The following is a 26,454-nucleotide window of genomic DNA, read 5'->3' as shown; positions in this document are numbered from 1 at the left end:
TGCAAAAAATCGTGAATTGTCAGGAAATTACTCAGACCGGATAGAGGAACGAAGGTCTATTGAGGGGTAATCAATAACGTAGAATTAGGGTTACTTTTCTTATAACGATGGTACTGCAAGATTAGCATTGCGAGATCCTCATCGACAGCATAAAAATACGCTTCCGGCACATCCAGCACCGCCGCAAAGCGGCGAACCAAACCAAAATCCGGTGAACTGACTTCCCTTTCATATTGGCTTACGCGAGAACTCGACGTCTCTTCATCCAGTCCAGCGAGACAACCGAGCTCGACCTGTTTTAATCCTGCATTCACTCGGGCCAATCTTAATCGTTTCCCAATCACGGCATTACCTGCTTCGCAGATTAACATAAGCCGATTATCGCCGTTCCCGCTAGGCCTCTCTTGAAGTGGTTCTTCACCTAGTAAATTTAAAATTTATTTTTGGTTATTTTAAACTCAAAAATGAAGATTTAATTCATTGAGAGTAGGAATAATTAAATCTAGAAGGGTAAGTGCACAGGAATTGAACACCAGACGCATTAGGACACCAACCTTACTGAGGTGTGATGAGCAGCGTGGAGTTCGGGTTGGCTTTCTTGAAACGGTGATACTGTAAGATCAAGGTGGCGAGATCGTCATCAACAGCATAGAAATACGCTTCAGGAACATCCAACACTGTAGCAAACCGAGAAACCAACCCAAAATCTGGCGCACTGATTTCTCTTTCATATTGGCTCACACGAGAGCTTGCTGTTTCCTCATCCAGACCAGCGAGGCAACCGAGTTCAGCCTGCTTCAATCCCTTGTTCACTCGGGCTAGTCTTAATCGCTTACCAATCACGATGTTACCCACTGTGCTGATTAACATGTACTAATTATCGCCTCTCCAAACAGCCCCTTCTTAAATTATTTCTTTATTTAATAAATTTTGCCTTTATTTTTGATCTTTTTTTGCTCTAAAATAAAGATATAGTTTACCTAGAAAAGCAAAGGTTTAATCTAACAGGAGGGAATATGAACAGTGAACAACGAGTACAACAAGAGGACTGGCATCCTGCCGATATCATTGCAGCCTTACGCAAACGGAAGACAACGTTAGCTGCTGTATCACGTAAGGCTGGTCTCAGTTCATCGACGCTGTCAAATGCACTAATTCGACCCTGGCCGAAGGGTGAACAACTTATTGCGGACGCTTTAGGCATACCAGCGAGTGAGATTTGGCCGAATCGTTACTTCGATTCACAAGGGAAACGTATTCCGAGAGAAATACGCCATAAAAAATAATTAAAGCACTTTTGGGATTTAAAGGTCAAATACAAACTAAAACAGGCGATTATCCAAACTCGACTCAATCGTACCGCATCGTCAATTGGTTCGTTATTGATTTCGAACCAATTGATATGTCCCGATTCAGGATCTTTGCATTCATTTTTAATACTGAGTTTGGTCGTGTTGCTGTAAATCAAATCACAACGCTAAGAATAAAAACCCACATAAGGTACTCACTCCATCTGCTGCTAGCGTCCTAGTTTGAACATTTTAGTGACAAACAGCGAAAAGCGATTGATAACGTCATCGTTTTACCAAAAACCACTCACTTATCCTATTTATCATTTTTAGAATCTTATCTACACGTCATGGCTGCATAAGGAAACGTTAACCACCTATGCGATAGGTCATTTTCATATAAAGGAGATGAATCATGATAATGAAAAATAGGATGTTCAATATTAAGAGAGATGAATTCAACTGGATTACGATACCAGAAGCTATAGTTTTAGCGACAAAGATAGGAAAATCACCATTAACAGAAGCTGATATTTATCGCAGTGCCTTATGTGGAAATATCAACCTTTCTATCTACTTCCAATCATCAGTAATTCTACGAAGAATTAAAACAAAAAATGCTAAGATAAAATTTAAACCGATCAGAAAGCATCTGATTAACCAGCTATGCATTCTCGAAAAAAACTGTCTCATTAATAACCGAAACTTGATAGTCTCTACCGAGGGGAAATATATTCATATTTCTCAAAGAGTGATTGATACTGCACTTATCGGCTATGAATACGTACTGGTTCAACATTTATTAGCAAGATCTCTGAGTATTCCACTACCCGTAATCGGAGAAAATCACATTAACTATGGTTTCACAGTCAACATTGATGACGATCATTTTCAAATATTTGAGAAGGTCAGATATCGTGAAAGGATAAAACAGCAAATCGCGAGACTTCCTAAGAACATCACATCGGATATTACTAAAAAAACCCCATATCTAAAAACAAATCAGTATAGCCATCGAGAATATTTTCCAATTCATGATTTACCAAAGGATGCCTGTTTTGTCATTAAACATACCGAACTTAAAAAATTAATTAACATGCCAGCCAAATATGATACTTCTCCGCCTTCCTCAACGCGTATATCTACACCATTATCGAGGCTGTTCTGGCTTGCCTGTAAAAACAATGAGTCTATAAGCCCATTAATCAGCCAACCTTATAAGCTTCTGTCCATCTTTGAACAGTGGGCTTCAAACGAAGGCATAACCGATCGATTCAGCGGCGATACGTTAAAAACGGCGCTTGAACGTGGTTCACCGACGTCTATTTAAGCACCTAATTAAAATGACATTACACGCTTCAATCTAAAAACCCGTATTAAGGATTGTGGTGTCCGTAATACGGGCTCTTCAACTTTCATACCTTTCCTCACTGTGTTTTTTTGTCATCTCCGGGCATATGCCATTTCTGCACTGGAGGTATTGATGACATCGCATCAGTTATTACGTCTGAAACAAGTGGAAGTAAAAACCGGCCTGAAGCGCTCGCAAATCTACCTATATATGAAAGAAGGCTCCTTTCCTTCTTCAATAAAGATTGGACCGGCCAGCGTGGCTTGGCTCGAATCCGAAATCGACGAATGGATAAATCTTAAATTAACTAACCGTTTAACACGCTCAAGGGAGATATAACATCATGATTCCCTCCCTAAATTATGCGGTGTTAACAAACGCCCTTACCGCTCTTAAGGAAGGCAATTTTCGTTATTGTGAAACGTTAGGATTTACATTCGACGAACTGAACGCTCTCAATCAGCTATCCCTCGACGAACTGTTTATTGTCAGCCGAGCATCAGCACAGTTTATGTCGATTACTGTCCGTCACGACGTTCTACAACAGATCCTGACGCTGTCCCACCAAGAAGCCCAACGCCAGCAGCAGATAAATCGCGCCGTCAGATTGGGAGGATCTATTGCACTCTTGAATCACTTTTTTGGCCTCACCTCGAATGAAGTCTGCGCTCGTCGCCGATTGCTGGGTGTCACCATCCCTTATGGCCGAACGCCTGTTCCAGATGAAGACATTGATGCAGAAATCTGGCTGTCATGGAAAAAGAACCGCTCTGAAAACCTTGATACACCTGAAGCGCTGGAAACAATGATGCTGGTTACTGAGTCCTTATCTTCTAGGGAAAAAGGGCTCTCCCTGACCGCCGTCTGGAACCGTATCACCCTTTGTGAGAAAGAAGCACTGAACAGGAGGATATTGCATGCCAGATGAGATCGATCGCGATCAGGAATTTAATGAGCAACGCCTGGAAGAGATGATTGAACAGAACCGTTTCAAGCCAGCAACTACACCTTCATTACATTATTGTCGTTTGTGTGGTGAACCTATTCCCGAGCAGAGACGCCAAACCCTGCCGGGCGTGACAACCTGTACGGAATGCCAAACCATACTTGAGCGCCGTCAGCGCTGATAACAAGATGACACTCGCGCAGAGTAATTATATCCTCTGCGCGTTTTTTCATTATCCGAATAAGTCACTATTCGTATTTTAAGCAGCTAAGCACTGAATAAAAAACCGTTACCATTGTTACTTAGCTGTATTGCTTCAGACTTGATCTGGCAGATCTTTGTGTTAGAACTCGATAGAACCTCACGGTCAGCAACGAGCGAGGAACGGAAGTTCGTTTTCAGGTAACATACTCCATATGCAAGAGGATCTCTAAAAGAGAATGGGGCGTCTAAGCGGGATACTTACAACGATTCTTGCCGTATTCACAGTAAGCACTCATTTGGGCGTATTTTTATTCAAATAGCAAACACCAATAAAAGGAATTTTCATGAACAATATTCCCTCTATGCCGCAGTTAGGAATTTATGTCTCAAAAATCGATCCCACCCTTCGCATCACTGTAACCGACGTTGATATTGTTGATGACGATGATGACTCTCCTGATGATGAATTGTTTTATTTAGTCCGCTGGATCGAGGGGGAAGATGAAAGTGATATGTCTGCGATGGAATTTGAGCTAGACCCAGTAGAATGGCAGGCTTTCGTTGAGTCTGAGCAATTAGTGTTTGAGCGCGATCCATACATGGATTCAGCCCCCGAAAATTCAAACCTTGCGAAAATTCGGGATTTACTCATGAAGAGTAAACAGAATGATCGTTCGTAAGTACCCATCAGGAAAGTGGCTTAGCGAGTGTTATCTATTTAGGGCAAACGGCAAACGAATTCGCAAGAAATTTGCCACCAAAGGTGAAACACTTTCACATGAACGCTGTATAATAAATAGCACGTCCGNCCTGCCGTCTAATACCCGCCTTGTACGGGGTTTGTGCTTTATGAACCTAAATCTTAACTCAGGAGTAAGGTAGTGGACACTTTGTCTATTAAAGGGATTTTTGAAGTTCTCGTTAACAATTGGGTTCCTGGTATCTTCACCTTCTTTTTAGGTATCTGTTACTCAAATATCGTTGAAAAAAAGAAACTTAAACAGAAGCTAAAGAACGATATTCTTGAGATCTTCATACCGGTCTTCAATGCAGGGAACGAGATCTCATTCGAAATCGCGGAGAATGCTTGCAGGAAGATGAAAGGTACCTTTCAGTCATACAAGAGAATATATCCAGGTATCTTCAACAAAGAGGTAGAGAGTGAGCTTGAAGACCTACTAAAAGATGGTTTCCTCATAAATGGTGAAGTTAATCCGCATTACTTTGAACCAGACAATATTGAGAACCTGATTAAAAGATTGTAGCTTCATTCAAACCCCGCCCTTGCGGGGTATTTGCATCATGCGTCAATAACAGCTATTTGATCTGCGTCCCGTTGATCCGCGCAATATTCTATTAGATATTGCCGTTTTTGGCACAAAGCAGTCTGCAAGAAGCGCAAAATAACTGCTATGAGCGAAGACCTGAATTGTATCCCGCATAATCGTGCCATTCACATTTAGAGGTCATATGCATTCAAATATAAGTATATTTTTCTGTAGCAACGAGCCTATGTCCCATATCCATGATTGTTTCTATGAATTACGACTTTAAGCTCGTCGCTAATAAAGGAAATCAATTTAAAATAAATGGAATATCCTTTCGAAGTTTCTGCGAAAGCTCATGCTCGGGATAATACGCTACTGCCAGCTTCCAGACACGACTTGCTTCATCATAATTTCTCGAATTCCAGTAAAGACCTCCAAGATTGAACAATGCCAATTCGTTATTCTTATTTATTGATAAGCATTTTTCATAAGAATCGATTGCCTCTTGAATATATCCTTGAAATTCGTAGGCAACAGCGACTTGGAACCAGCTAAAATCATCAGGTTGGATTTTTTCAGCTTGCTCAACCAAAATAGGCAAGCTTTCTTGGAAGCGACCAAGATGATTCAGAGCTACTCCAAGACAATATCCATATTCGCCACCCGCAATTCCATATGCTTTACGGAAGTGTATCTCTGCATCTTCCCACTCGTCTTCATCTTGTGCCCAATGACCTATACGATCCCACAGGAAAGCACTATCTTCATTACTAACATTATTTATTCGCAGTTCAAACTCCTTCTTAAAATCATGGTACGAATATTTAGTTAAATTATCATTAACTCTTAAGTAATTTTTCGCCAATAGAATTTCTCTAGATGCATCAGGGTGATTAGGGTAGAATTCTAAAAAGCGAGCCCAAAAAGGCAAGCTAAGTTTAGCAGAAGCAGTCGAAGTTCGACAGAACGCTGCAACTAGCATTAAGCACCATTTCCATAAGTCCTCTTTATTATCATTCCGAGTTAATAGACTATTAATCTCTCTATATGCCGAACGATAATCCCCCATATTGAAAAGAGTGTTTATTCTCCATTTTTCAACATATATTAGTTTATGCTGGTAATTTCCTGGGAAAAGCACTCTGTCTAAATATTCTAATGCCAATTCATAATTACCCCTACGATTATGAATTACTCCCAAAGCTAAATTAGCTTCACTTAAGTTTGGTTCTAACTCAAGTGCCTTCTTATAGCATTCATATGCTTCATTTTTATTCCCTAGCTTTGAGTAACTACTACCCATATTTTTGTAGCATTGCGCAGCTAATTTCTCTGCTTCGATTATATGCTCAAGAGCAGTCTTATACTCTTGAATAGCTTCTTTGTCCCTGTCAAGAGCCGTAAACCCATTACCTATTGAATAATATAAACTTCCCTTTGTTATATTACCCTCTTCCAATCTATCTCTAAGATATTGTATACCATTTAAAACCCTTTCTTCATTGCCATTAACTCTATCCATAGCTTTATTAATTTCCGACATATATGGAATGATCATAGCCGGATGGTCAGGGCCGAAAATAGCTAAAAACTCATAAAAATTAGCACTTATTACATCATCATAGTTATTTTCATACAATGAATTAAGTAATTCATGAGCTAATTTTTTATCTTCTGGTATATGTATCTTCGGTATGACTTTATTAATAACATCGCTAACATTTGAAATATGATTTGTTATCAACTCGATTCTAGCATTACGGTCACTCATGGCATTAAATCTAGCCACCTCTGCAATTTCATGCAAACGAGAGTCAGAAATATCCTCAATGAATTTTACAGTGAGTGTTTCTTGCTCAATCCATTGCTTTTCAGACTGTTCATAGCTTCGAATCACGCTTTCAGCGAATGTTATTTTTAGACTATTACTTGGGGCATGGAAACACACATAAAAAGAATAGGGGTGCATTAATAGATAATTCAGGTTAGCTCTATTAACAGATATGCTGACCGATCCATCATTATTCAATTCTTGCTCAGTACCTTTTAGTTGAACAAACAATCTAATATTAGTTGCTTGACCATTTGTTGTGATTTCGAGTTGATAGTCTACGCCGTAATCATTTATATCCTGACTTTGAATGAAAAAATCATTTGAATCTCTAAGGAAATGTTCAAAAGCTGATATCGCAAGTCTTTCAATCCTGTGGTTTCTATCTCTTTTGGGGAAATCATTTAAATGATGCATTTTGTGTCCCTGTATACTGTGTGCTGAGATATCATCCCCCTATTAAACTCGATTTCAGTATTTTGGCAACTATTTGAAGCAACTGTAACTTAGAGTGCGTAAACTTAAGAATCTCCGATGGAGATGGTAGCGGGCGACAACTTTTGACAACTCACTCCCATCACCAACTGACTGGCTTGCTCCGCGTTGATAGGTATAGTTATGTCAACTTTGTCCCCTTATGGCACAAAGCTGCCTGTCATATTAGGTATGTCCATAAGCGACAACTCAAAATCAAGCCAATACAATCCATCAAATAATTACCACACTATATATTTTCTCTCTCATTCCTTTTTTGATTTTCTCATTCTCATCCTGACGCCGATATCGCACGCTTATCGCGCCACCTTCCCTTGGCGAGCGTTATGGCCGTTTATTCGTCCGAGCCGAGTATTGCTCTTTAAAAAGATGAGTCGGGCTGTCACACAACCACAATTCAGGGTGCCGCTGAATGTTCTCGCTGACCCGTTGAAATCGGAATGCAGAATCGGGATGTGAACGATTGAGTTAATTCACCATAACTTTTGATGAAAGGAAATAGCATGAGAAAACCTACCTATCACGTATTTATCACGCAGGAAAGCCAACCCAATACCAGCAGAGAGAAGAACACGTATTGGACAAAAGTCGGCGTGGCGTTCGTGCATAACGGGAAATCTGGATTGAACATCGTACTGACGCCTGGCATTGCTGTCTCCGGTAAGCTGGTGCTTCTTGAACCCAAGGATGATAGCGATACGCCGCAGGCACCCCAGCACGATTAACGCTCAACTCTCCCTCCTTTTCCCTTGCCATCGACTATCTGATGGCTACGTGTGGCTAGACTTGTTACCGAGGCAACCATGCTTTCACCCACTGCTTTTATGGCGGCGGTCATGCAGTGTGCCGCCACTATTCACCCATCCACCGCGTCTGATGTGGCAAAAGTAGAATCCAGCTTTAATCCTTATGCCGTCGCTGAAATTGTGCCAAAGAAAGAGAGAAAACCCGGCAGCGTAGGCATCATTTCTCATCAACCCACCAGCAAGCAAGTTGCCGTCAACATCATCAAGCAGGTGGCAGCAAAAGGTCGTCGCTATTCGGTCGGGCTGATGCAAATCACCAGTACCAACTTTCGCCATTACGGCGTAACAGCACATGACTTGTTAGATCCCTGTACCAATCTGTCTGTTTTTGAGCGTATTCTCACCGACTGCTACCAGCGAGGTGGCACGCTGAAGAGAGCACTCAGTTGTTACTATTCCGGCAATTTCGATACGGGTCAGCAGCCAGAATCTGCCTTTAACCAAACCAGCTATATCCAACGTATTGGCTATGCGGTCCCGTCAACGCGGGAAGATCTCAAACACAGTACCACCAGCCAATCCAATTCAGAGATTCATTACCCGGCTACCGTCCTGCGCGGTGAGCTTAACGAAAAAACCATACCTGTTTTGACCTCCTTGCACTATCCCGACGCCATCCTTCGCGGTGATATATCCCTGCCTGTGATTAATGAGGAGCAATGACGATGCAAAAACGTAAATACTGGCCTGCGTTTTCTTCCCTATTGATATCAACCCAGACGCTGGCAGCAGGAAGCGGATTTAATAAAGCCAACGATACGCTGAATAATACCTCCACCGGTTTGCTCGGGCTGGCCGCCGTCACGATCACGCTAGCAACCATGTGGGTGGGTTACAAGGTGTTGTTTGATGGTAAAAGCTTGCATGACATGCGCAACGTCATTATCGGAGCCATCCTGATTGTCGGCGCATCGGGCTTTGGTGCCTATTGGGCATCCTAGGAGGAACCGATGACCACCCTGAACAAAGCGCTGACCCGCCCTGCCGCCATTATGGGTATTCCTCTCGTCCCGTTCGTGATCGTCAGCGGTGTTATCGTCCTGCTGTCGGTTTATACCAGCTATTACCTTGCGTTGTTATTGATCCCAGCCTGGCTGGAAATGAAGGCAAAAGCCCGAACGGATATTCATTATTTCGGACTGCTGTGGTTGGCCTTTAAAACTCGCGGGCGATTTGCCACGAATCGCCATTTTGGTGCCCGTGCCGTGCTGGCAAACCACTATGACGCCGTCGATGTTTCGGAGTTTACCGCTAAGATGAAATTAAACGAGCGCATCACGCTGAATAAATACATTCCCTATTCCTCCCACATTCACCCTCACATAATAAGAAATCGCGCCGGTGATTTAGTCGCTACGTGGGAATTGGACGGCACTGTTTTTGAATGTGAGGATGAACATCATCTGACATTGCTGGCAAGCCACCTTAACAACCTGATCCGCTCGTATGAAGGGTTACCGATCACCTTCTATATTCACCGCATACGGGAGAAATATCAGGATGGCTTTGAGGCCAATTCGGGCATTCCCTTTTCCGATGAAGTCACGGAACGCTATTACCAGCCACTAAAAGAGAAACAACTCTGGCGGCATCGGCTGTTTTTCACCATCTGTTATGCCCCTTTCTCCACGCTGGAGAAAAAAATCATGAAGACGCAGCCCGCAGGAAAAAGGAAAGCGGCGCTGGATGATGCTCTGAAAGGGATGCTGGAACACCATGAAGCTATCAACACCGCCCTGTCGCGTTATGTGGCAACGCCATTGGGCCTCTATGAGGAGAAAGGTCGGGTTTACTCTTCGCAACTGGCTTTCTACCATCGTCTGATTACCGGCAAATGGCAGAACGTGGCGGTGACACGCACACCGTCTTATCACACACTCAGCACGCCGGATGTGTTCTTCACTACCGATACCGCCGAATGTCAGACGGTCGGCGGTTCCCACTTCTTCCGCAGTCTGGAAATTAAAGACTATTCACCGGAGACCTACACCGGCCTGCTCGATGCGCTGCTGTATGCCGAAAGCGAGTATGTACTGACGCAGTCTTTTACCTGTATGGCACGGGATGAAGCGCAAAATCATATCCGACTGGCGGAAAAACGGCTGAACTCAACCGACGATGACGCCATTTCACAGCGTGAGGAATTGATCGTCTTACGCGATCTGCTCCAGTCAGGGCATGTGTCTTGCGGCAAGTATCACTTTTCCTTACTGGTCTCCTCCACAAGCGCCGATCAGGTGGTAAAGGAAACCAACGCACTGGCTCAGCCTTTTAACGATCTCGGCATTATGACATCACTATCCACACTGTCGTTACCTGCCGCCTATCTGGCTCAACTCCCCGGCGTCTACTCGCTGCGACCCCGTCTGGTGGTGGTCAGTAGCCAGAACTACGCAGATATGGGGAGTCTGCATAACTTTCATCCTCACAAGCGTAATGGCAATCCGTGGGGTGAGGCTATCGCCATCCTGAAATCTCCCGGTGGTGGCGGTTATTATCTGAACTTGCATGACAGTCAGGCAGGACGGAATGACTTCAATGAGAAAACGCCGGGGAATACCGCCATCATCGGTAAAACAGGTTCAGGAAAGACCCTGCTGATGACGATGATGAAACAGTTGATGCAGAAGTACCGCAATCCGGCGACATTCTCCGCTTCTGCCACCATCAAACAGCTGACTACCGTTTACTTTGATAAAGACAGAGCGGCGGAGATGTCGATCCGCCAGATGGGCGGTTGCTATTTCCGTATCCGGACCGGTATCCCTACCGGATTCAACCCATTTTCACTTACTCCCACTCGGCGGAATATCAGCTTTATCAAGCGACTGATTCGGATGCTGTGCCGTCGTGACGGTAAGCCACTTGATCCCCGCGATGAAGAGCGTATCAGCACTGCGGTGGATACCATTATGCTGGACTATCCGCCGGAATATCGCCGCTATGGTATTACCCGATTGCTGGAAGTGTTGCCTGAACCACCGACCAAAGAGGCACGAACTAATGGTCTGCGTATACGCCTGAAACAGTGGGCGCAGGGCGGTGAGTTTGGCTGGGTGTTCGATAACGAGGAGGACACGTTCAACATCAGCAATATTGATAACTTTGGTATCGACGGTACGGAATTCCTGGATGATGACGACATACGTGGGCCGATCACCTTTTACTTACTGTACCGCGTCACCAGCCTGTTAGATGGTCGCCGACTGGTGATGTTTATGGATGAGTTCTGGAAATGGCTGGCTGATGTGGAGTTTTCTAAATTCTCCCTCAACATGCTCAAGGTGATCCGCAAACTGAACGGCATTTTTATTCCCGCTACCCAGTCACCCGATGAAATCGTCAGGCATCCCATCGCTCCGGCGATTATTGAGCAGTGCAGTACCCAAATTTTTCTCGCCAATCCCAAGGCCAGCCGTACAGATTACGTGGAGAAAATGAAAGTCCCTGAAAGCGTTTACGACGTTGTTCGCAACCTTGATCCGAGCGAGCACTATATGGTTGTCCTGAAAACACCACTGCGTGCTGGTGAAACTCGCCCGTTTGTCGCCATGGCAAGGATGGATTTATCGGGCCTCGGAAACATCACCAAAATCCTGAGCGGCAGTGAAGACAACCTGAAAATATTTGATGCCATTTATCAGGAAGGCATGTCACCCAGCGACTGGAAAGAAACGTACCTTAACCAAGCTATCTGATATTCACCTCGGAGGTCATCACCATGCAATCCAGAAAGATGTGTCTGGCGTTATCGCTATTGATGTCTACACCAGCGATGAGCGCCGGTATCCCGGTATTTGATGCCGCCAGTAATACCGAGTCGATTAACCAATGGATTCAGAAACTCCAGCAATGGCAGGAAACGGTCACTCACTATAAAAGCGAGCTTGACGCCTATAAGCAGCAATTAGCGACTGCAACAGGCATACGGGATATTCAGGGATTTCTCCACGATGCTAAAAACCTAAAAAACGATATCGAACATCTCCGTAAAAATGGTATTTCACTGGATGACCTGCTGACCAACCCAAGCGGTTATTATTCTTCTGACCTTCAGCACCTATATAATAAATATCAATCGTTTGATATTTGTAATCAGTCCAGTTCATCGCAACGGTATCAGGAAAGTTGCAAACAACTTGTCCTCAATCAGGCAGTCTCAATTGAGAATACCAGCGATGTCCAAAACAAGATTAATAGCACATTAAACGATATATCAGACTTATCCGACCGCATAGCCAACGCCAAAGACTCGAAAGAGTCACAGGACTTGGCTAACGCGGTGGCAGCCAAAAGCGTACAATTGAATGCATTAGCCAGCCAATGGGAAATGTCAGTCAAGCAGGCTGAACAGCGTGCCGCGATGTTGACTCAACAGCGGCAAAAAGCATTCAATGAACAACAACTCGCCGCTCCGATTCCTGACTTTAATTATTGAGAGGGTAAGAATGAAAACGTCACTTTGCATTTTTACAGTTCTTTTAGGCTCATTATTTCTTTCGGGGTGTGATAACCCGAAATCAACGCAATGGTACAAAGAACATTCGGATGAAATGAACCAGCGATATAAAGCGTGTGAATCGTCCGGTGATGACTCTCAAGATTGCAAAAATGCACGAGAAGCGCGATTTGAACTCCGTCAGGAAAATGCCAAGGTTCCCGATTTGAATTAAAGGGGTCATCTATGTCAGGTGGTATGTTTGTTGGAATGAACAACACGATCACTGACGGTTTACATGCCGTACTGCGGGGACAAACCTCCGTGTACGGCGATATGGTAAGCGTTATCGCCGTCAGCTCCTTCACGTTATTTGTCACGTATCGGGGTTATCAAACTCTGGCTGGAAAACTTCAAACACCAGTAGAAGATGTCATATGGGATGTCGGGCGAATGCTGCTAATCATGACATTCGTTTTAAATCTCGATGGTTGGTTGGATTTAGCCATTTCGGCCATTAACGGATTAACCGACGGCGTCAGCGGTGATGACAACGTCTGGGTGTTACTGGATACCGTCTGGGCGAAAGCGCAAACGATAGGACAAAAGCTTTATAAACAGGACGATTCCACCTATGTAAAACTCAACGGCGGTATTGCCCAACTGCTGGTCTGGGGAGGTGCAATCGTCACTCTGCTATTTGGTTCGGCAGTTAACCTGTTAGCCGGCATTATCATTGTATTAACGACCACCACCGCACCGTTATTTATTTTCTGCCTGCTGTATGGATTCCTTATTCCGATGTTTAACAACTGGCTGAAAATTATCTTCACGGTGATCCTGACGATTATGTTTTCTGCGTTATCCATCAGGATTGTCATTAATTATCTCAATGGCTTATTAGATAAAGCGGTTAATTTTGCAGATAGCGCCAATATCATTACACTGGGTGTTCAGTGCTGCGTTGCGGGTGTTATTTCAGGTGTCATTATCTGGTTTTCAGCAAAAATCGCGAACGCATTAGGTGGCGTAGCCGTTCAAGCCGCACTACAGGGTGCCGCCATGAGCGGCTTACGTGGGCTGGCGAAGCCCTCTTCTGATGCAGCAAAACCGGTCATGAAAACCGGTGCGGGGGGGGTCCAGTTAGCGGCAAAAGCGGGCGTCAGCGCCGCTACTGCAACAGGTTCACTTATCGCCGCAGGCACCAGCAAAGCCCTACCCGCATGGCAAAAACGTGCGGCTTCTATCGATAGCATGAAGCGTTTCAATCAACAGCGTAACCGCTAATCTCCTTCTAACCCCATTCCTCCATCTCATGCCGCAGCAACCGCCATCGGTATGGTATTTCTGTCTTCGACAAACATAGGTATCGATATGAAATCCAGCCTCGTCTTTCTGATGCTGTGCGTCCTCACGGGCTGTGCGCAGCATCGGCACGACCTCCCGCCGGTATCTGGCGATCCTCAACCAGTTAATTCTCCCGCAATTATTCAGGAGCTGACAAAGCATGTCTGAAACAGAAAACATCATTGCGTCATCCCGCGCCTTTGAATCTGTCCTGCTGGAAAAGGATGAACGGGAAAAAAAGATGGCGTGGCGAATAGCGGCCATAGGGTTTGCTCTGGCCGCAATGGCGATCACCGCACTGATTATTCTGCTGCCGCTGAAAACCACCGAAATCGAATTATGGTCGGTGGATAAACAGACCGGGCGGTATGAATATATGACCCGGATTAAAGAGCAGAGTATTTCCACAGAGAAAGCACTGGCTCAGGCGTTAGCGGCGCATTATGTCAGGCTCCGCGAGGGTTATAACTATTTTGCTCTCCAGCGCGATTATGACGATGTGCAGTTATTCAACAGCGATAGTGTGAACCGGGATTATCTCGACGGGTTCAACAGCAATCAGGCACCCGATGTCATTTTCAATAAAGCGGAATATGTCGTGTCTATCGACATTATTTCCAACGTTCACGCGACCGCGACAGCGCCTGACCATCTGGCGACCTTACGCATTAAACGCACTATCCGCCGGATTGTCGATAACTCGGTTAAAACAGATGTCTGGAACATCCGGCTGACTTATCGCTACCTCCCCCGCAAACAACTGACAGACAGCCAGCGAGAAGTGAATCCTCTGGGGTTCATCGTGACCAGCTACCAACGCGATAAAGAACTGAGGGGTGAATGATGCTGAAAACAACCGTGATCTTGTGGCTTCTTTTGGGTTCATCCACAGCCTGGAGCGCGGCGATACCGCGCAGCAGCACCTATGACAGCCGAATGCAGAATGTCACCTATAACAGCCAAAATGCGACCATCGTCAACACCCGTCCCGGCTACCTCACCACACTCCTGTTTGATGACGATGAAGAAGTCATCGACGCGCAGGCGGGTTTTCCAAAGGGTTGGAAAGTCACAAAAAGNGATAACCGAGTCGGTGTCAGTCCAAACCCTATCACCCAGCCGGTAACCGATGATAACGGCAACAACGTCAATAAAGTTTTTCTGCCAACGGCGAGCGAATGGAGAACCAATCTCTTTGTCGTGACATCAAAGCGCGATTACAGTCTGGAACTGAACGTACTGGAGAATGACTCGCCTTCACAGGCCTTTATTATTCGTTTTCGCTATCCGGATGACGATCGCAGGCGATCAGAGACAGCCAGCGCAGCGCGTTTGAAACTCCTGCGTGAAACACAGGAAAAGCAGCAGATAACGACAGCATTTGAGCAGGCAACCACGCCGCGTAACTGGCTCTATACCAAGCGAGTCGCAGTCGGTTCAGCCTCCATTGCACCAGATTTCACTTATGATGATGGCCGCTTTATCTATCTCGGTTTTTCTCCCGTCAAAATCCTTCCTTCGATCTTCCGGATCGTTAACGGGCAGGAACAGACCGTAACACCCCGAATAACCAAACACGGAAACTACACCGTGGTCGTCGTGCGGGCAATGTCGCCACAGTTGGTATTGCGCTACGGCAGCGCGGTAGTCGGGATTGAGAATACGTCATTCGGCAACGCCACTACTGGCAGAGGTGACACCGTTTCACCTGTCGTCACGCTGGAGGCTAAATGACTGATAAATCCATCCCAGAAACAACGGCAAAAACCGTGGCGATGCTGGAGGCTGAAGCCCGTGAACGCGCCCGTTCAGCGATGGCGAGTCAGGCACCAGAGCAAAACACACCTCCCGGCCAACCTGAAGTGACCCGCTTCAAAAAAGCATCCAGCCGCCGGACGCTGCTGGTCAGTCTGCTGAGTCTGGGCGCACTGATTGCACTGGCATTGGGTGGAGATCGCTTCCTTATCGCATTAAAACAAAGCGATGATAAGGCGGTTGAAACCCCAGCCCCGCCGTCAGCCAGTACAGGACAACATGAGCGTAAAAACCTCGGCATGGACAACAATCCGTTCGGCCTGCTCGGCCAGGACAAACAGGAAACCGCAACAGATAATCCCCCAATACAGACGGCATCACCGTCAGAGCCACCTGCTTTAAATAAGGCGGCGGCACTGGCCGATAGCCCAAGTAGTGCCGCTGAGTCCACACAACGCGGTAATACTCAGGCTTCACAAACTGCTCCTTCCGGCACACAGAGCAAAGACACACCTGCAACCATGTCTGGCACAGAGACTAACGACGCCAATCCCGGTGTCGCAAAAGTGACCAGCGTCAGGCGACTGGGTCTCGATCCCAATCTTTACCTGCCGGTTGATCGTTATATTCCGTGCTCGATGATGCGGCGTTTTGTCTCTGATGTGGGCGGTCGTATTTCCTGCCTTATCGGCGAAGATGTCTACAGCGCTAACCATTACGTGAAGTTGCTCCCTGCCGGAACCGTCGCCAGAGGGTTCTACCGCACCGGGGCGCTGCAACATGGCCGGAGCCGAATGTTTGTCATTTGGACAGAATTACGCACACCGGAACCCGGCAGCCTGCAAATCCCGCTGATTGATACCGAAGCCACCGGCCCGTTGGGTGAGGCTGGGATTAGCGGATGGATTGATACCCATTTCTGGGAACGGTTCGGCAATGCGTTGATGTTGAGCACCGTACAAGATGTGGCTGCCGCCGCATCAGATTCAGCACCGGGGAAAGACCGCAATACCGATTACACCGAAAACACCCGCGCTGCCGCGTCAGAAATGGCGAAAACGGCGTTAGAAAACAGCATCAATATTCCGCCCACGATGTATCTCAATCAGGGCGATGTGATCGGCATCATGACCGGTACGGATATCGATTTCTCTTCCATTTATCAACTACGTCTAAAAAAGAGGTGGTATGAGCGCTGAAAATCTGTCGCTGGATTTTATGAAAAACCAGTTGTTCGGCGATTATCTCAAACTGGATGGCCTGACGGAAATCGCCATTAACCGCCCCGGAGAGATCCACACCAAAATAAACGGTCGATGGCAGAAGCATGATTCTCCGGTTACGTTGCGTCAGTGCCATGCTTTGGCCAAAGCACTGGCCTCATGGAATGAGGACAATATCGATGATACCTCCCCTATCCTTTCCGCCACATTAGGATCAGGTGAACGTGTCCAGACTATTATTCCCCCAGCCTGTGAGCGGGATACCGTATCGATTACGCTGCGAAACCCGTCATTTGAGCAGAAAACGCATCAGTCCTGGATTGATGCTGGTTTTTATAACCGGATAGCCGGTAAGGAGAGAAACGAAAGTAAAGATGATGAACTGACCCGATGCTACAACAATGGTGATATCCCCCACTTTATCGAAAAGGCCGTCGAGTACGGTAAAACGATCTTTATTGTTGGTGAAACCGGCTCCGGTAAAACCACCTATATGAAGACGTTGCTGCACTATATTCCGTCACATCTCAGGCTAACCACGATTGAAGATAATCCTGAAATCCATTTATACAACCACGCTAATTATGTTCATCTGTTTTATCCGGCGGATGCTGGAGACGAGGCGATTATCACACCCGGCAGACTTATCAGAGCGAATTATCGAATGAATCCAGATCGGATTCTGCTGGCAGAAATTCGTGGGCGGGAAGCGTGGGACACGCTGAAAATTATCGGTTCAGGGCATGAAGGCCTTATCACCTCCCTGCACGCAGGCAGTCCGGAAGAATGTATAGAAGGGATCATTGACCGCTGTTATGAAAATCCTGACTGTAAAAATATCCCGTTCGATGTGCTGTTACGCAAGGTACTTAAATGCGTAGATATCATCGTCAGCGTAGATATTCACGGTGATATTCGTCGAATGGGGGATATTTATTTCAAACCTGTACACCTTCATCAAATGAAGAAATCATTCAGATAGCTGAACCGTTAAAGCCCCTCATTCCCAATAAAGGTATTTGATATGAAAATGATCATATTCACCACCTGCCTTTTCTGCATGAGTTTGCTACTGCCCTCTTTCGTAATGGCCGCTGATGCCTGTGAAATTGTTTTATGTCTGTACGGTAAAACAACCGGTAACGGCGGAGGAAGTGAATGTCTGTCTGCTGAACGTTATTTCTTTAAGGTTGTGAAAAAGAACAGACACGGATTTCACCCCAACCGTACTGCCGATGCCCGAAAAACTTTATTACTCGAATGCAAATTAGCCGACCCGAAAATTATCGATCAGATAATTAATAAATTTGGCCGCATACGTAATTGAATTCAAAGAAAACGGTAATAAAGACATCTGGATTATTACTGTTCCCCCAGTCAACTCTGGATGGAAAACTCGACACCGATCGTGACGGTTTTAGGCTTTTAAATTTATGCGAATAGCCGAAATTTAAAAGTGGCGTAAGGCGAGTAAATTCAATTTCAAAGAAATTGCTAATTTGCGTCGCCGATCCCATCTGCAAACAGCCGCGCCCACGCGGATTTTGCAGACCGGGGGGAGCCGAATAAATTTCGCCGCCCCAGCGAGCGAAAAGCTATCGCCCACGATAGCGGTTTATTTGGGGGGCATAGCCCCGCACACCGTCGCAGCTAAGTCTCCGGCCAAAAGCCGGTAGCGTGGCGCGNCCNCCCGCTTTGAAGGCGTTTTCCCATTTTTTCGCTTGGCCGGAACGGACAAAAGAAAAAATAGGCGAAAAACGGCGTCTCAAAGGGGGTGGTCGCGCGTAGCGGGCGACGGTGTGCCGCCTTTGACCTCGGGGGTTTTGGCGCGGCGTTCAACCACGACATTACCCCCATGCGCCAGGCAATAAGGGCGTCCAGCCCGCATGAACTGGCGCACGCTGTTTCGTGCTGGGAAGCATGCTTTCCGACACATGGCCGCAGAGCGGTCACCTTCTTCGCCCCAGACGTTCGCCCCGCCTTTTCGCCCAACATCGTGGGGCGAATTGATGGGGCGATGCGTTGGGGCGAGTCGCGGACAAAGGAGGCACCATGATGTTAAATAAGCTTTCCATTTCACTGTCGCCGATAGTAAATGGTGTGCTGTCCTTTATTGATGTTATGCAACAGCATCAATTGATGCTGGCGCTATTATCGGGACTGACCCTGCCGTTTTTCGCTTCAATGAAAAGCGATGAACGGCAGAAAGTCCCGTTATGGAAAAAGCTGATTATCACTTTTTACCTGCTGTGTTTCCTGTTTGGCACAGTGGGCCCCTTACTTATTAGCGTTTTTAGGTGGCTTTATAACGATCGGATACTTACCCGCACTCCCATTCTGGACTGGTCAATATTAATTATATTTACCATGGCAGGGCTTATTCTCCATATTAGTCTGCGCCGGGTATTAACGCCTGAACTGGATAAAATAAAAAAACAACTCATCAAAAAGACCAGTCTTGAAAGGGAATTACGCACAGATGTACGCACGGTAAAATCCCTGCTGCCGGAAACGCTGCATTATAATCCGCTGGATTACATCAACCTAGATAAGGGTATTTTTATCGGGATAGACAGTGGTGAAAAACCGATGTATCTCCCGTTAAAAGACTGGCAAAGACAACATGCGGATATTATCGGCACCACCGGAGCCGGTAAAGGTGTAGCAACCGGTATATTGCTTTACCAAAGTATCCTGGCGGGTGAAGGTGTATTTATTATGGACCCAAAGGATGATGAATGGGCGACGCATCTTTATCGCAAGGCCTGCGAGGATGCAGGCAAACCCTTTGCCTTAATTGACCTGCGAAAACCGCAATACCAATTAAATCTGATTGAAAATATTACACCTGACGAACTAGAGGAATTGTTTGTTGCGGGATTCAGCTTGGCGGAAAAAGGTCAGGAATCCGATTTTTATCGTATCGACGACCGAAAAGCGGCACGTATCGCGGCACAATTTGTCAGCAGTCATACATCTTCGACTATCCGCGATATTTATAACGGCGAATATGTTCAAGGTATCGCGGAGGATATCAAAGCCTTTTTCGGCAAGATTGAAGAGCTGGCGTTGCTCAATGCCATCAACGCGCCGGCAGGATTTTCACTCCAATCGGTTTTTGATGAAGGTGGCTGCTGCTATGTCATCGGCTCAATGCGCAATAGCAAGATTATCACTGCCCAGCGAATGCTGCTGGTACGTCTGTACCAGTTAGCAGAACGACGTGACCGGGTAAAAGAAACACCCCGCCCCATAGCCATCTTTCTCGACGAATTAAAATACCATCTGTCAAAACCGGCTCTGGAAGGGCTAGGCGCGGCACGGGATAAAGGCGTGCATATTATTATGGCGCATCAGTCCGTCGCCGATTTGAAAGACTGCCCGGCAGATTTAAAAGGCGATGCTGTTGTCGGTGCAGTCGTTGAAAACGCTAAATTCAAGCTGGTATACCGCGTTATGGACCCGGATACAGCTGAATGGGTGGCGAGAATGTCTGGCACCATCTTAGTGGATGATGAAATCCGCAAAGCCAAAACTGATGCCGTACTGACGGAAACCATCGACGGTGAACGTACTATCAGACAGGCCGAGCGTTTCTTTATCGACAGCAATATGATTCTGAACCTGCCCGATTTTGTCAGCTTTATCTTTACGACGAGAACGCTTCCCTCTGCTTCACTGATTTCCCCCATAAAGGTACAAAAACGCGAGCTAGAGATCTATTCCGTTTCTCCGGATATTGCCGCGTCGGCAGCACCGGCAAAAATCGCGCTGGACTTCGACGAGGAAGGAGCGACATCCGCTTCAACAACCAATGTCGCGGCAACACAGCCTGATCTTTTCTTTGAAGGAGAAAGAAAATCAGCAAAACCGAGATCTGATGATGACGAAACACCGTCCTTGCTCAATTTTTAGGAGGCATAATGCTTATCGCAACGCATAGCGAGCGCACCGCTCGCAACAGCGAGAAGATAAAAAGGCTGCTGAATTTCCTGAAGGAAGAAACCTACAGCGACTTTAAAACGCTGATGCTGCTGTTTGGCTTCAGGGATCACAAATCGCTGTATACGCTGCTGACAAAAACTGAACGAATGGGGTTAATACACAAGCATGTGTTTGAATCACGGACGATGAAAATGTCGTTATGGGGCATAACCAGCGACGGACTGGCTATCGTTTTAACGCCGGGCGATGACATTTTCCCGGCACGCTTTGAACCGTCAAAAATCACTGGCTGGACGCTGGAGCACCNCCTTGATAATCAGGTTGCTAGGCTCATCCTGGAGAAAAAAGGCGCATCCGGATGGGTAAACGGCGATCGCTCAACGTTCCTCAGCCAGTATCAGGTCAAACACCGTCCGGATGGACTCATCACACTCCCTGACGGACAGGTCATCGCAGTAGAAACCGAGCGCCGCCTGAAAACCAAAGCTCGCTACCAGGCGATTATCGCCAGCCATTTGCTGGCCCGGACACAAAAGAACTGGATTTACGTCTTTTATATCGTACCGGACCTACAGAAAAAACGGGCGCTTGAACTGCTGTTTGGCAGCATCAAACACGTCATCATCAACCATCAGCACATACCGCTGGAAGCACGTCATCGGAACGTTTTTCGCATTTATACTCTCGACGAGCTGCGACAACTGGAGCCGAGGCAATATTCATAAGCTGGCTCTGACGTTGCCAAATCTCATGGTCGGCTAAGAGCGAGATATAGTCATTCGCACCCTGAGAATTACACTTTGAAGTGATTCAGGGTATGCGCTTACTGGTTACGAATATTGAGCGAGAATCATGTGATGATCGCCGCTTTTCTTTCGAGCCAGTAAGTGCTCCACGTTCGCTAACGAATACTCAGGGCATGCAGATAAACTGCTGGCTATATTTCTTTCGAAGAGCGTGGAATGCATACCAATCCCCGATGAAAAGGAGTTGGTGATGACTGCGACTAATCAATTTGCTGCACATGTTGGTCTGGACTGGGCAGATAAAAAACACGATGTCTGAGTTCAGTTTAAAAACGGCGAACGCGCATTCCATGTAATTGAACATACAGCTGAAGCGCTTGATCTCTGGCTTACCGGGTTACACCAGAAGGTGAAGGGCAGGATCGCTATAGCTCTCGAACTGAAGAAAGGCCCCGTGGTGTATGCTCTTCAAAAATATCCGTTTATTACCGTTTTCCCTGTCCATGCTTTGTCCCTGGCCCGTTACCGGCAAGCTTTCTCGCCCAGCGGCGCTAAAGATGACCCGCAGGATGCCGAGCTGGCATTAGAGTTAATGCTACGCTATCCCCAAAAGGTAAAAGCCATTGAGCCCGACAATGCAGATATCCGGTTACTTCAGCAACTGGTTGAGCAACGTCGTCAGTTGGTTGAAGATAAACGTCGCTTTGTTAATCGGATAATCAACACACTTAAACAATATTATCCTCAGCCCCTGGAGTGGTTCTCACACCGGGGGAGTTTACTGTTGTGTGAACTAATTACACGGTGGCCCAGTCTGCAACAACTGAAACGTGCCAGGCGCGACACAATCCGCAACTTTCTGAATGCCAAAGGTGGCCGTGCAATGGTCCTTACCGAGCAACGTGTTGCGAGTATTGATAACGCGATCCCATTGACTACAGACCCGAGTGTTATAGAGGCTAATGCTTTGATGGCAACAGCACTGGCGACACAAATTAAAGTCGTGAGTGAAATCATCAAAACCTATGACGAGCGAATCGAAACGCTGTTTGACACATTGCCAGATGCGGGGCTGTTCAAATCACTTCCGGGCATGGGGCCATGTATGGGCCCACGGATGCTTGCTGCACTTGGTGATAACCGTGACCGGTTTAACAGCGCTGAAGAAATTCAAAACTACGCAGGTGTTGCACCGGTGACAGAACGAAGTGGCCAGAAATCCTGGGTTCACTGGCGATGGCAATGTGCTAAGTTCGTCAGACAGACCTTTGTTGAATGGGCTGCCAAGACGGTTAACTCATCATACTGGGCCAGACTTTATTACCAGAGCCAGCGAGAAAAAGGGAAATCGCATCAATCAGCTATCCGGGCTCTGGCGTTTAAATGGATAAGGATCATTTACCGCTGCTGGAAGACTAGAACCCAGTACGACGAAGCGAAATATTTGCTGGCATTGGAAGAGCGACACTCGCCCTTACTTAGGCCATAAAAAGCTTGTCGAATGTCTCAGGGCGTGAAGCGGGCGCTCAGCGGATTTTCTAGGTTCTCTGACTCAGACCTAACACTGCAAACAACCTTGTATACAAAACTGTCGAGTGCTAGGAAGTGGCACAATGCCGTGCTATGCGTTAGTGTAAGGCGTAATAGGTCGCGAAACTGCATACGGCGACGCTTCCATACCTCTAGTAAAAAGCAGTTTTTAAGTTAGAACTTCGTCAGCCAGCGAGGGGAAGATGCCTAATTTTTTCAGGGATTCGAATGGTGCTCTGAATCTAGCCGCACAAAAGTTAGTGCCCAACCAAGGCTTTCGTGCGGGTCAACTCGGTGCCCTGCATGCTGCAATGGCGCATTACTCGGTCTATGCCGACCCGGCGATAATCTGCCTTCCTACTGGGTACGGTAAGACATCTGTAATGATGGCACTACCGTTTCTGGTTCAGTCAAAACGAGTGCTCGTTGTTGAGCCGTCTAATGCTCTACGCAAGCAGGTATCATCGCACTTTGCGGAACTTTCTACCCTAAAGCGTATTGGTGCTATTCCGGCGGATCTTGCTAACCCATCGGTGCTCCGACATGAAGGGAGACCTCAATCTGAGGAAGATTGGCAGGTCTTAGAGAGCCACGATGTTGTGGTTTCGACGCCAAGTAGTTCATCACCAGCGGTTGCACTTGGCGCCTCGCCAGACTTGTTCGATTTGATCGTATTTGATGAAGCCCATCACGCTCCTGCGAATACATGGGCTGCGTACTTAGAGCACTACACGAAAGCCCGGTTCGTATTTCTGACCGCAACCCCTTTTCGCCGCGATGGCCAAGTAATTCCAGGGAAGCTGGTCTACCGCTACCCAGTAATGAAGGCCGTAGATGAAGGGGCGTTTCATCCCGTCGCCTTCCGAGCTGCGCCTATTCAAAACACGGTCGATGATCATCACATTGACCAGATCATTGCAGAGACGGCTGTAAACCAACTAAATCAGGACTTAGCTGCAGGGCATAATCATCGCCTCTTTGTGAGGGCAGCAACGACCAATGCAGCCAGGGCTTTGGTTCCAATCTATCAAGCGCTTGGGGTCAACGTTGAAGCAGTGGATAGTAAGATCACGAAGCGTACCCAGGATCGCTGCGAGCAGCGTTTGGTCAGTGGGGAGCTGCAGGGGATCGTGTGTGTGGATATGTTCGGAGAGGGGTACGACTTTCCGAAACTGAAGGTGGCCGCATTACACACTCCACATCGTTCATTGGTACCGACAATTCAGTTCATTGGGCGTTTCGCTAGGGTGGATAAGGCAACCGGCCAGGCAACATTAATTGCGCCGCTCCCAAGAATTCTGGAGGCGCCTAGCACTCTTCTGAAGGAGGGTGTAGATCTTGCGAGTATGATAGATGCAGCTGCTCAAGCAGAGATGGCAGGCGATGCTGCTGAGTTAGAAATGGTTGAGCGGCTCAGGCTGCGGAGAGTTGCCGAGTCAAACTACGATGCAGTGTCCCCTTTAGCAATAGAGCTCTATGCGCACGTCTGCGTGTTCCGTTGCTCCACACCTCCAATCTTCACTCAGATAAAAGAAACCCTGGGGCGTGACCTGCGAGTAGTGAAGCAATGGGCGTCAGATGATGGAGCCCTGACACTAATCCTGACCTCCGACGAAAATCCACCAAATTTCGCCACATCCGATGTGCTTGTGAACATTCGGCATGATGCTTTTCTGCTCTTATACTTTGCGGACTCCCAACTTTGCTATATCGGCTCTACCAGAAGAACAGAAAAGATCTACTTGGGACTGATGGACATGGTTTGCCCTCAGAGTTATCGGTCATTGAGCTACGAGGAAACCAGCCGTGCGCGAGCAGGTTTGGAGGNTGTCCGATTCTTCAATGTTGGACTAAAAAATACGACATTCAATTCACAAAGCGAAACATACAGAACGTTAACAGGGCCAGCAGCGGAACGTGCAGTAACGGCTGGTGATAGCCGGGCATACGCTCAAGGGCACTTCTTTGGAAGCGGTTCGAGCGGCGGAGAAAAAGAGACCATCGGAGCTAGCAGTAGCTCACGTATTTGGAGTAATCAGCGCCTCTCTATAGCAGAGTTTTACCAGTGGGTCGCTCGATTAGATGGTCGGCTTGCTGGCAATACTCCCTTCTCTGAAACACGCCTCGATGTTATTCGATCGGCTACGACGTTGCAGAGGCTACCAGACCTAGTGATTGCAGGGACCTGGCCCAGAGCAGGATTCAAGACAAATCCGAGGATTAGAATTCGTCGCCCTGAGGATCAACGGCCGCTCTATAGCCGCCTCACTGAATGGGACCTGGCAGACTTTGACTGCAGACCCTCAGAAGCCCAATTGCTCTTCAGCATTCACTCAGAGGAAGCGAGTGCCAATATGCGATTTTCGCCTCAGGGGCGAATGGTGGCATTGCTCGATCAGAATGTGGGTTTGGAGATCGAATCAGCTAGCGATCTATGGATGCCGTTAGCTGACTGGTTGAGTGAACACCCACCGATGTTCTATGCCTCCGATAAATCTACCTTTGAAGGGCTGAATTTAATGCTTGCGCCGCAGTTACAGGCAGTTTCGCTCACAAAGGACGATACGCAGGTCATTGGTTGGGACGAATGCGAAATTAGGGTCGAGTTTGTCATCGACAACGACACTGAAAAAGCACGGGAACAGCGCGCAAAGTTGCAGGGTAAAAGGACTGTACAGGAACATCTCGAACAGTACCTGCTTGGCCTCCCTAACGTAGTCGCACTGTTTTACGACCACCGTTCTGGAGAGGCAGCCGACTATATTGCGGTGACCATGGAGGCCAATGGCGACGTGGACATCTCGTTGTACCACTGTAAAGGAGCAGGAGGCGCTCCCAGCGGGGGTCGAGTGGATGATGTGTACGAAGTCGCTGGTCAATTAGTGAAGTCCGTTTTCTATTGCGATGTATCTGTGCTTCTTGCGCATATGGCGGATCGAATGAGTCAACGTTTTAAGTCGCCGTCTAGGTTTGTAGTGGGTGATCTGCAGACACTCAAGGATATACTCGAAGGCACTCGTGCAACTCAACTTGGGTTCACTGTAGTGGGAGTGCAGCCAGGGATAAGCAATGCTGAAATCGATGCTCATCTCGCAGATCTAATGTCATTCGGAATCTCTTACGCCATGCAGGGTGGTGCAACAAGAGCCTATTGGTTAGTGAGTAAGTAGGAATTTTCGCCAAAGCGGAAAAGAGGACAGATTATTTATTGGTTTAATGTCCGCTACTGGAACGGGGCGGACAGTGTGCAACATGATCTGCAGTGAGAGGCCAGTGGAAG

At 46.9% G+C, this 26,454-nt stretch carries 25 protein-coding genes and 1 pseudogene; 23 read left to right on the top strand and 3 right to left on the bottom strand.

Annotated elements, in window-relative coordinates:
- Positions 1-56: 56 nt before the first annotated feature.
- On the bottom strand, positions 57-371 hold the full coding sequence (locus RZ35_RS00490; protein ID WP_026741535.1) for a helix-turn-helix domain-containing protein: 315 nt from the start codon (positions 369-371) through the stop codon (positions 57-59).
- Positions 372-555: 184 nt separating this feature from the next.
- On the bottom strand, positions 556-870 hold the full coding sequence (locus RZ35_RS00485) for a helix-turn-helix domain-containing protein (protein WP_026741534.1): 315 nt from the start codon (positions 868-870) through the stop codon (positions 556-558).
- Positions 871-1,016: 146 nt separating this feature from the next.
- Here RZ35_RS00485 and RZ35_RS17030 point away from each other — a divergent pair, with 146 nt between their 5' ends.
- The 7 genes from RZ35_RS17030 to RZ35_RS00455 all read left to right on the top strand — a co-directional run bounded on the left by RZ35_RS17030 (position 1,017) and on the right by RZ35_RS00455 (position 5,055).
- Complete coding sequence (locus RZ35_RS17030; protein ID WP_071999722.1) at positions 1,017-1,286, top strand: helix-turn-helix domain-containing protein; 270 nt, start codon at positions 1,017-1,019, stop codon at positions 1,284-1,286.
- Between the two features lie 418 nt (positions 1,287-1,704).
- Positions 1,705-2,619 carry a hypothetical protein gene (locus tag RZ35_RS00480; RefSeq protein WP_026741533.1) on the top strand — a complete coding sequence of 305 codons (915 nt, stop codon included), beginning with the start codon at positions 1,705-1,707 and terminating at the stop codon, positions 2,617-2,619.
- A 153-nt stretch (positions 2,620-2,772) separates the two neighbouring features.
- Positions 2,773-2,979, top strand: coding sequence for an AlpA family transcriptional regulator (locus RZ35_RS00475; RefSeq protein WP_026741532.1), 207 nt, complete (start codon positions 2,773-2,775; stop codon positions 2,977-2,979).
- A gap of 4 nt (positions 2,980-2,983) precedes the next feature.
- The gene (locus RZ35_RS00470; RefSeq protein ID WP_026741531.1) at positions 2,984-3,568 is read left to right on the top strand and encodes a DUF2857 domain-containing protein; all 585 of its coding nucleotides are present in this window, start codon (positions 2,984-2,986) and stop codon (positions 3,566-3,568) included.
- Entirely contained in the window at positions 3,558-3,767 is a 210-nt protein-coding gene (locus RZ35_RS17025) for a TraR/DksA family transcriptional regulator (RefSeq protein WP_015730135.1), read from the top strand. The genes RZ35_RS00470 and RZ35_RS17025 overlap by 11 nt, the downstream gene beginning before the upstream one ends.
- Before the next feature lie 367 nt (positions 3,768-4,134).
- Positions 4,135-4,470 carry a hypothetical protein gene (locus tag RZ35_RS00460; protein WP_026741530.1) on the top strand — a complete coding sequence of 112 codons (336 nt, stop codon included), beginning with the start codon at positions 4,135-4,137 and terminating at the stop codon, positions 4,468-4,470.
- A gap of 201 nt (positions 4,471-4,671) precedes the next feature.
- Positions 4,672-5,055: a hypothetical protein gene (locus tag RZ35_RS00455; protein ID WP_051625418.1), complete on the top strand. Its 384-nt coding sequence runs from the start codon at positions 4,672-4,674 to the stop codon at positions 5,053-5,055.
- Positions 5,056-5,365: 310 nt separating this feature from the next.
- Here the strand turns inward: RZ35_RS00455 and RZ35_RS00450 are convergent, their stop codons facing one another.
- Complete coding sequence (locus RZ35_RS00450; protein WP_026741528.1) at positions 5,366-7,306, bottom strand: tetratricopeptide repeat protein; 1,941 nt, start codon at positions 7,304-7,306, stop codon at positions 5,366-5,368.
- Between the two features lie 581 nt (positions 7,307-7,887).
- Here RZ35_RS00450 and RZ35_RS00445 point away from each other — a divergent pair.
- From RZ35_RS00445 to RZ35_RS00375, 16 genes and pseudogenes are all read left to right on the top strand, one after another.
- Positions 7,888-8,109 (top strand): hypothetical protein, encoded by a 222-nt coding sequence (locus RZ35_RS00445; protein WP_026741527.1) that lies wholly within the window; start codon positions 7,888-7,890, stop codon positions 8,107-8,109.
- 78 nt (positions 8,110-8,187) lie between these two features.
- A complete protein-coding gene (locus RZ35_RS00440) occupies positions 8,188-8,853 on the top strand; it encodes a lytic transglycosylase domain-containing protein (RefSeq protein ID WP_026741526.1) in 666 nt (221 codons plus the stop codon).
- Entirely contained in the window at positions 8,850-9,131 is a 282-nt protein-coding gene (locus tag RZ35_RS00435) for a TrbC/VirB2 family protein (RefSeq protein WP_026741525.1), read from the top strand. Before RZ35_RS00440 ends, RZ35_RS00435 begins: the two co-directional genes overlap by 4 nt.
- A gap of 9 nt (positions 9,132-9,140) precedes the next feature.
- Positions 9,141-11,888 carry a VirB4 family type IV secretion/conjugal transfer ATPase gene (locus RZ35_RS00430; protein WP_026741524.1) on the top strand — a complete coding sequence of 916 codons (2,748 nt, stop codon included), beginning with the start codon at positions 9,141-9,143 and terminating at the stop codon, positions 11,886-11,888.
- 23 nt (positions 11,889-11,911) lie between these two features.
- A complete protein-coding gene (locus RZ35_RS00425) occupies positions 11,912-12,628 on the top strand; it encodes a type IV secretion system protein (RefSeq protein WP_026741523.1) in 717 nt (238 codons plus the stop codon).
- Between the two features lie 10 nt (positions 12,629-12,638).
- Positions 12,639-12,863 carry an EexN family lipoprotein gene (locus RZ35_RS17020; protein WP_071999721.1) on the top strand — a complete coding sequence of 75 codons (225 nt, stop codon included), beginning with the start codon at positions 12,639-12,641 and terminating at the stop codon, positions 12,861-12,863.
- A gap of 11 nt (positions 12,864-12,874) precedes the next feature.
- The gene (locus RZ35_RS00420) at positions 12,875-13,915 is read left to right on the top strand and encodes a type IV secretion system protein (RefSeq protein WP_026741522.1); all 1,041 of its coding nucleotides are present in this window, start codon (positions 12,875-12,877) and stop codon (positions 13,913-13,915) included.
- Positions 13,916-14,135: 220 nt separating this feature from the next.
- Positions 14,136-14,819, top strand: a complete 684-nt coding sequence (locus RZ35_RS00415; protein ID WP_026741521.1) for a virB8 family protein — start codon at positions 14,136-14,138, stop codon at positions 14,817-14,819.
- Positions 14,816-15,709 (top strand): P-type conjugative transfer protein VirB9, encoded by an 894-nt coding sequence (virB9, locus tag RZ35_RS00410; protein ID WP_394296464.1) that lies wholly within the window; start codon positions 14,816-14,818, stop codon positions 15,707-15,709. The genes RZ35_RS00415 and virB9 overlap by 4 nt, the downstream gene beginning before the upstream one ends.
- Complete coding sequence (gene virB10 / locus RZ35_RS00405; protein WP_026741519.1) at positions 15,706-16,929, top strand: VirB10/TraB/TrbI family type IV secretion system protein; 1,224 nt, start codon at positions 15,706-15,708, stop codon at positions 16,927-16,929. Before virB9 ends, virB10 begins: the two co-directional genes overlap by 4 nt.
- Positions 16,919-17,935, top strand: a complete 1,017-nt coding sequence (gene virB11, locus RZ35_RS00400) for a P-type DNA transfer ATPase VirB11 (RefSeq protein ID WP_026741518.1) — start codon at positions 16,919-16,921, stop codon at positions 17,933-17,935. The genes virB10 and virB11 overlap by 11 nt, the downstream gene beginning before the upstream one ends.
- Before the next feature lie 42 nt (positions 17,936-17,977).
- Positions 17,978-18,280: a hypothetical protein gene (locus RZ35_RS00395; RefSeq protein WP_026741517.1), complete on the top strand. Its 303-nt coding sequence runs from the start codon at positions 17,978-17,980 to the stop codon at positions 18,278-18,280.
- A 725-nt stretch (positions 18,281-19,005) separates the two neighbouring features.
- The gene (locus RZ35_RS00390; RefSeq protein WP_026741516.1) at positions 19,006-20,868 is read left to right on the top strand and encodes a type IV secretory system conjugative DNA transfer family protein; all 1,863 of its coding nucleotides are present in this window, start codon (positions 19,006-19,008) and stop codon (positions 20,866-20,868) included.
- A gap of 8 nt (positions 20,869-20,876) precedes the next feature.
- Positions 20,877-21,623 (top strand): MobC family replication-relaxation protein, encoded by a 747-nt coding sequence (gene mobC / locus RZ35_RS00385; RefSeq protein WP_026741515.1) that lies wholly within the window; start codon positions 20,877-20,879, stop codon positions 21,621-21,623.
- Positions 21,624-21,894: 271 nt separating this feature from the next.
- Positions 21,895-23,133, top strand: a pseudogene (locus RZ35_RS00380) (IS110 family RNA-guided transposase).
- A 244-nt stretch (positions 23,134-23,377) separates the two neighbouring features.
- Entirely contained in the window at positions 23,378-26,344 is a 2,967-nt protein-coding gene (locus RZ35_RS00375; RefSeq protein WP_026741514.1) for a DEAD/DEAH box helicase, read from the top strand.
- The last annotated feature ends 110 nt before the right edge of the window (positions 26,345-26,454 follow it).

Origin of the sequence: Lonsdalea quercina subsp. quercina, from assembly GCF_000688655.1 — a bacterium.
GTDB classification, from domain to species: domain Bacteria; phylum Pseudomonadota; class Gammaproteobacteria; order Enterobacterales; family Enterobacteriaceae; genus Lonsdalea; species Lonsdalea quercina.
The sequence above is the reverse complement of the archived record's forward strand: the minus strand, read 5'-3'. Positions and strand labels throughout refer to the sequence as shown.

Excerpts from the sequence above, each read along its gene's own strand:
- RZ35_RS00490 (WP_026741535.1), bottom strand. The coding sequence starts at position 371 with ATGTTAATCTGCGAAGCAGGTAATGCCGTGATTGGGAAACGATTAAGA.
- RZ35_RS00485 (WP_026741534.1), bottom strand. The coding sequence starts at position 870 with ATGTTAATCAGCACAGTGGGTAACATCGTGATTGGTAAGCGATTAAGA.
- RZ35_RS17030 (WP_071999722.1), top strand. The coding sequence starts at position 1,017 with ATGAACAGTGAACAACGAGTACAACAAGAGGACTGGCATCCTGCCGAT.
- RZ35_RS00480 (WP_026741533.1), top strand. The coding sequence starts at position 1,705 with ATGATAATGAAAAATAGGATGTTCAATATTAAGAGAGATGAATTCAAC.
- RZ35_RS00475 (WP_026741532.1), top strand. The coding sequence starts at position 2,773 with ATGACATCGCATCAGTTATTACGTCTGAAACAAGTGGAAGTAAAAACC.
- RZ35_RS00470 (WP_026741531.1), top strand. The coding sequence starts at position 2,984 with ATGATTCCCTCCCTAAATTATGCGGTGTTAACAAACGCCCTTACCGCT.
- RZ35_RS17025 (WP_015730135.1), top strand. The coding sequence starts at position 3,558 with ATGCCAGATGAGATCGATCGCGATCAGGAATTTAATGAGCAACGCCTG.
- RZ35_RS00460 (WP_026741530.1), top strand. The coding sequence starts at position 4,135 with ATGAACAATATTCCCTCTATGCCGCAGTTAGGAATTTATGTCTCAAAA.
- RZ35_RS00450 (WP_026741528.1), bottom strand. The coding sequence starts at position 7,306 with ATGCATCATTTAAATGATTTCCCCAAAAGAGATAGAAACCACAGGATT.
- RZ35_RS00445 (WP_026741527.1), top strand. The coding sequence starts at position 7,888 with ATGAGAAAACCTACCTATCACGTATTTATCACGCAGGAAAGCCAACCC.
- RZ35_RS00440 (WP_026741526.1), top strand. The coding sequence starts at position 8,188 with ATGCTTTCACCCACTGCTTTTATGGCGGCGGTCATGCAGTGTGCCGCC.
- RZ35_RS00435 (WP_026741525.1), top strand. The coding sequence starts at position 8,850 with ATGACGATGCAAAAACGTAAATACTGGCCTGCGTTTTCTTCCCTATTG.
- RZ35_RS00430 (WP_026741524.1), top strand. The coding sequence starts at position 9,141 with ATGACCACCCTGAACAAAGCGCTGACCCGCCCTGCCGCCATTATGGGT.
- RZ35_RS00425 (WP_026741523.1), top strand. The coding sequence starts at position 11,912 with ATGCAATCCAGAAAGATGTGTCTGGCGTTATCGCTATTGATGTCTACA.
- RZ35_RS17020 (WP_071999721.1), top strand. The coding sequence starts at position 12,639 with ATGAAAACGTCACTTTGCATTTTTACAGTTCTTTTAGGCTCATTATTT.
- RZ35_RS00420 (WP_026741522.1), top strand. The coding sequence starts at position 12,875 with ATGTCAGGTGGTATGTTTGTTGGAATGAACAACACGATCACTGACGGT.
- RZ35_RS00415 (WP_026741521.1), top strand. The coding sequence starts at position 14,136 with ATGTCTGAAACAGAAAACATCATTGCGTCATCCCGCGCCTTTGAATCT.
- virB10 (WP_026741519.1), top strand. The coding sequence starts at position 15,706 with ATGACTGATAAATCCATCCCAGAAACAACGGCAAAAACCGTGGCGATG.
- virB11 (WP_026741518.1), top strand. The coding sequence starts at position 16,919 with ATGAGCGCTGAAAATCTGTCGCTGGATTTTATGAAAAACCAGTTGTTC.
- RZ35_RS00395 (WP_026741517.1), top strand. The coding sequence starts at position 17,978 with ATGAAAATGATCATATTCACCACCTGCCTTTTCTGCATGAGTTTGCTA.
- RZ35_RS00390 (WP_026741516.1), top strand. The coding sequence starts at position 19,006 with ATGATGTTAAATAAGCTTTCCATTTCACTGTCGCCGATAGTAAATGGT.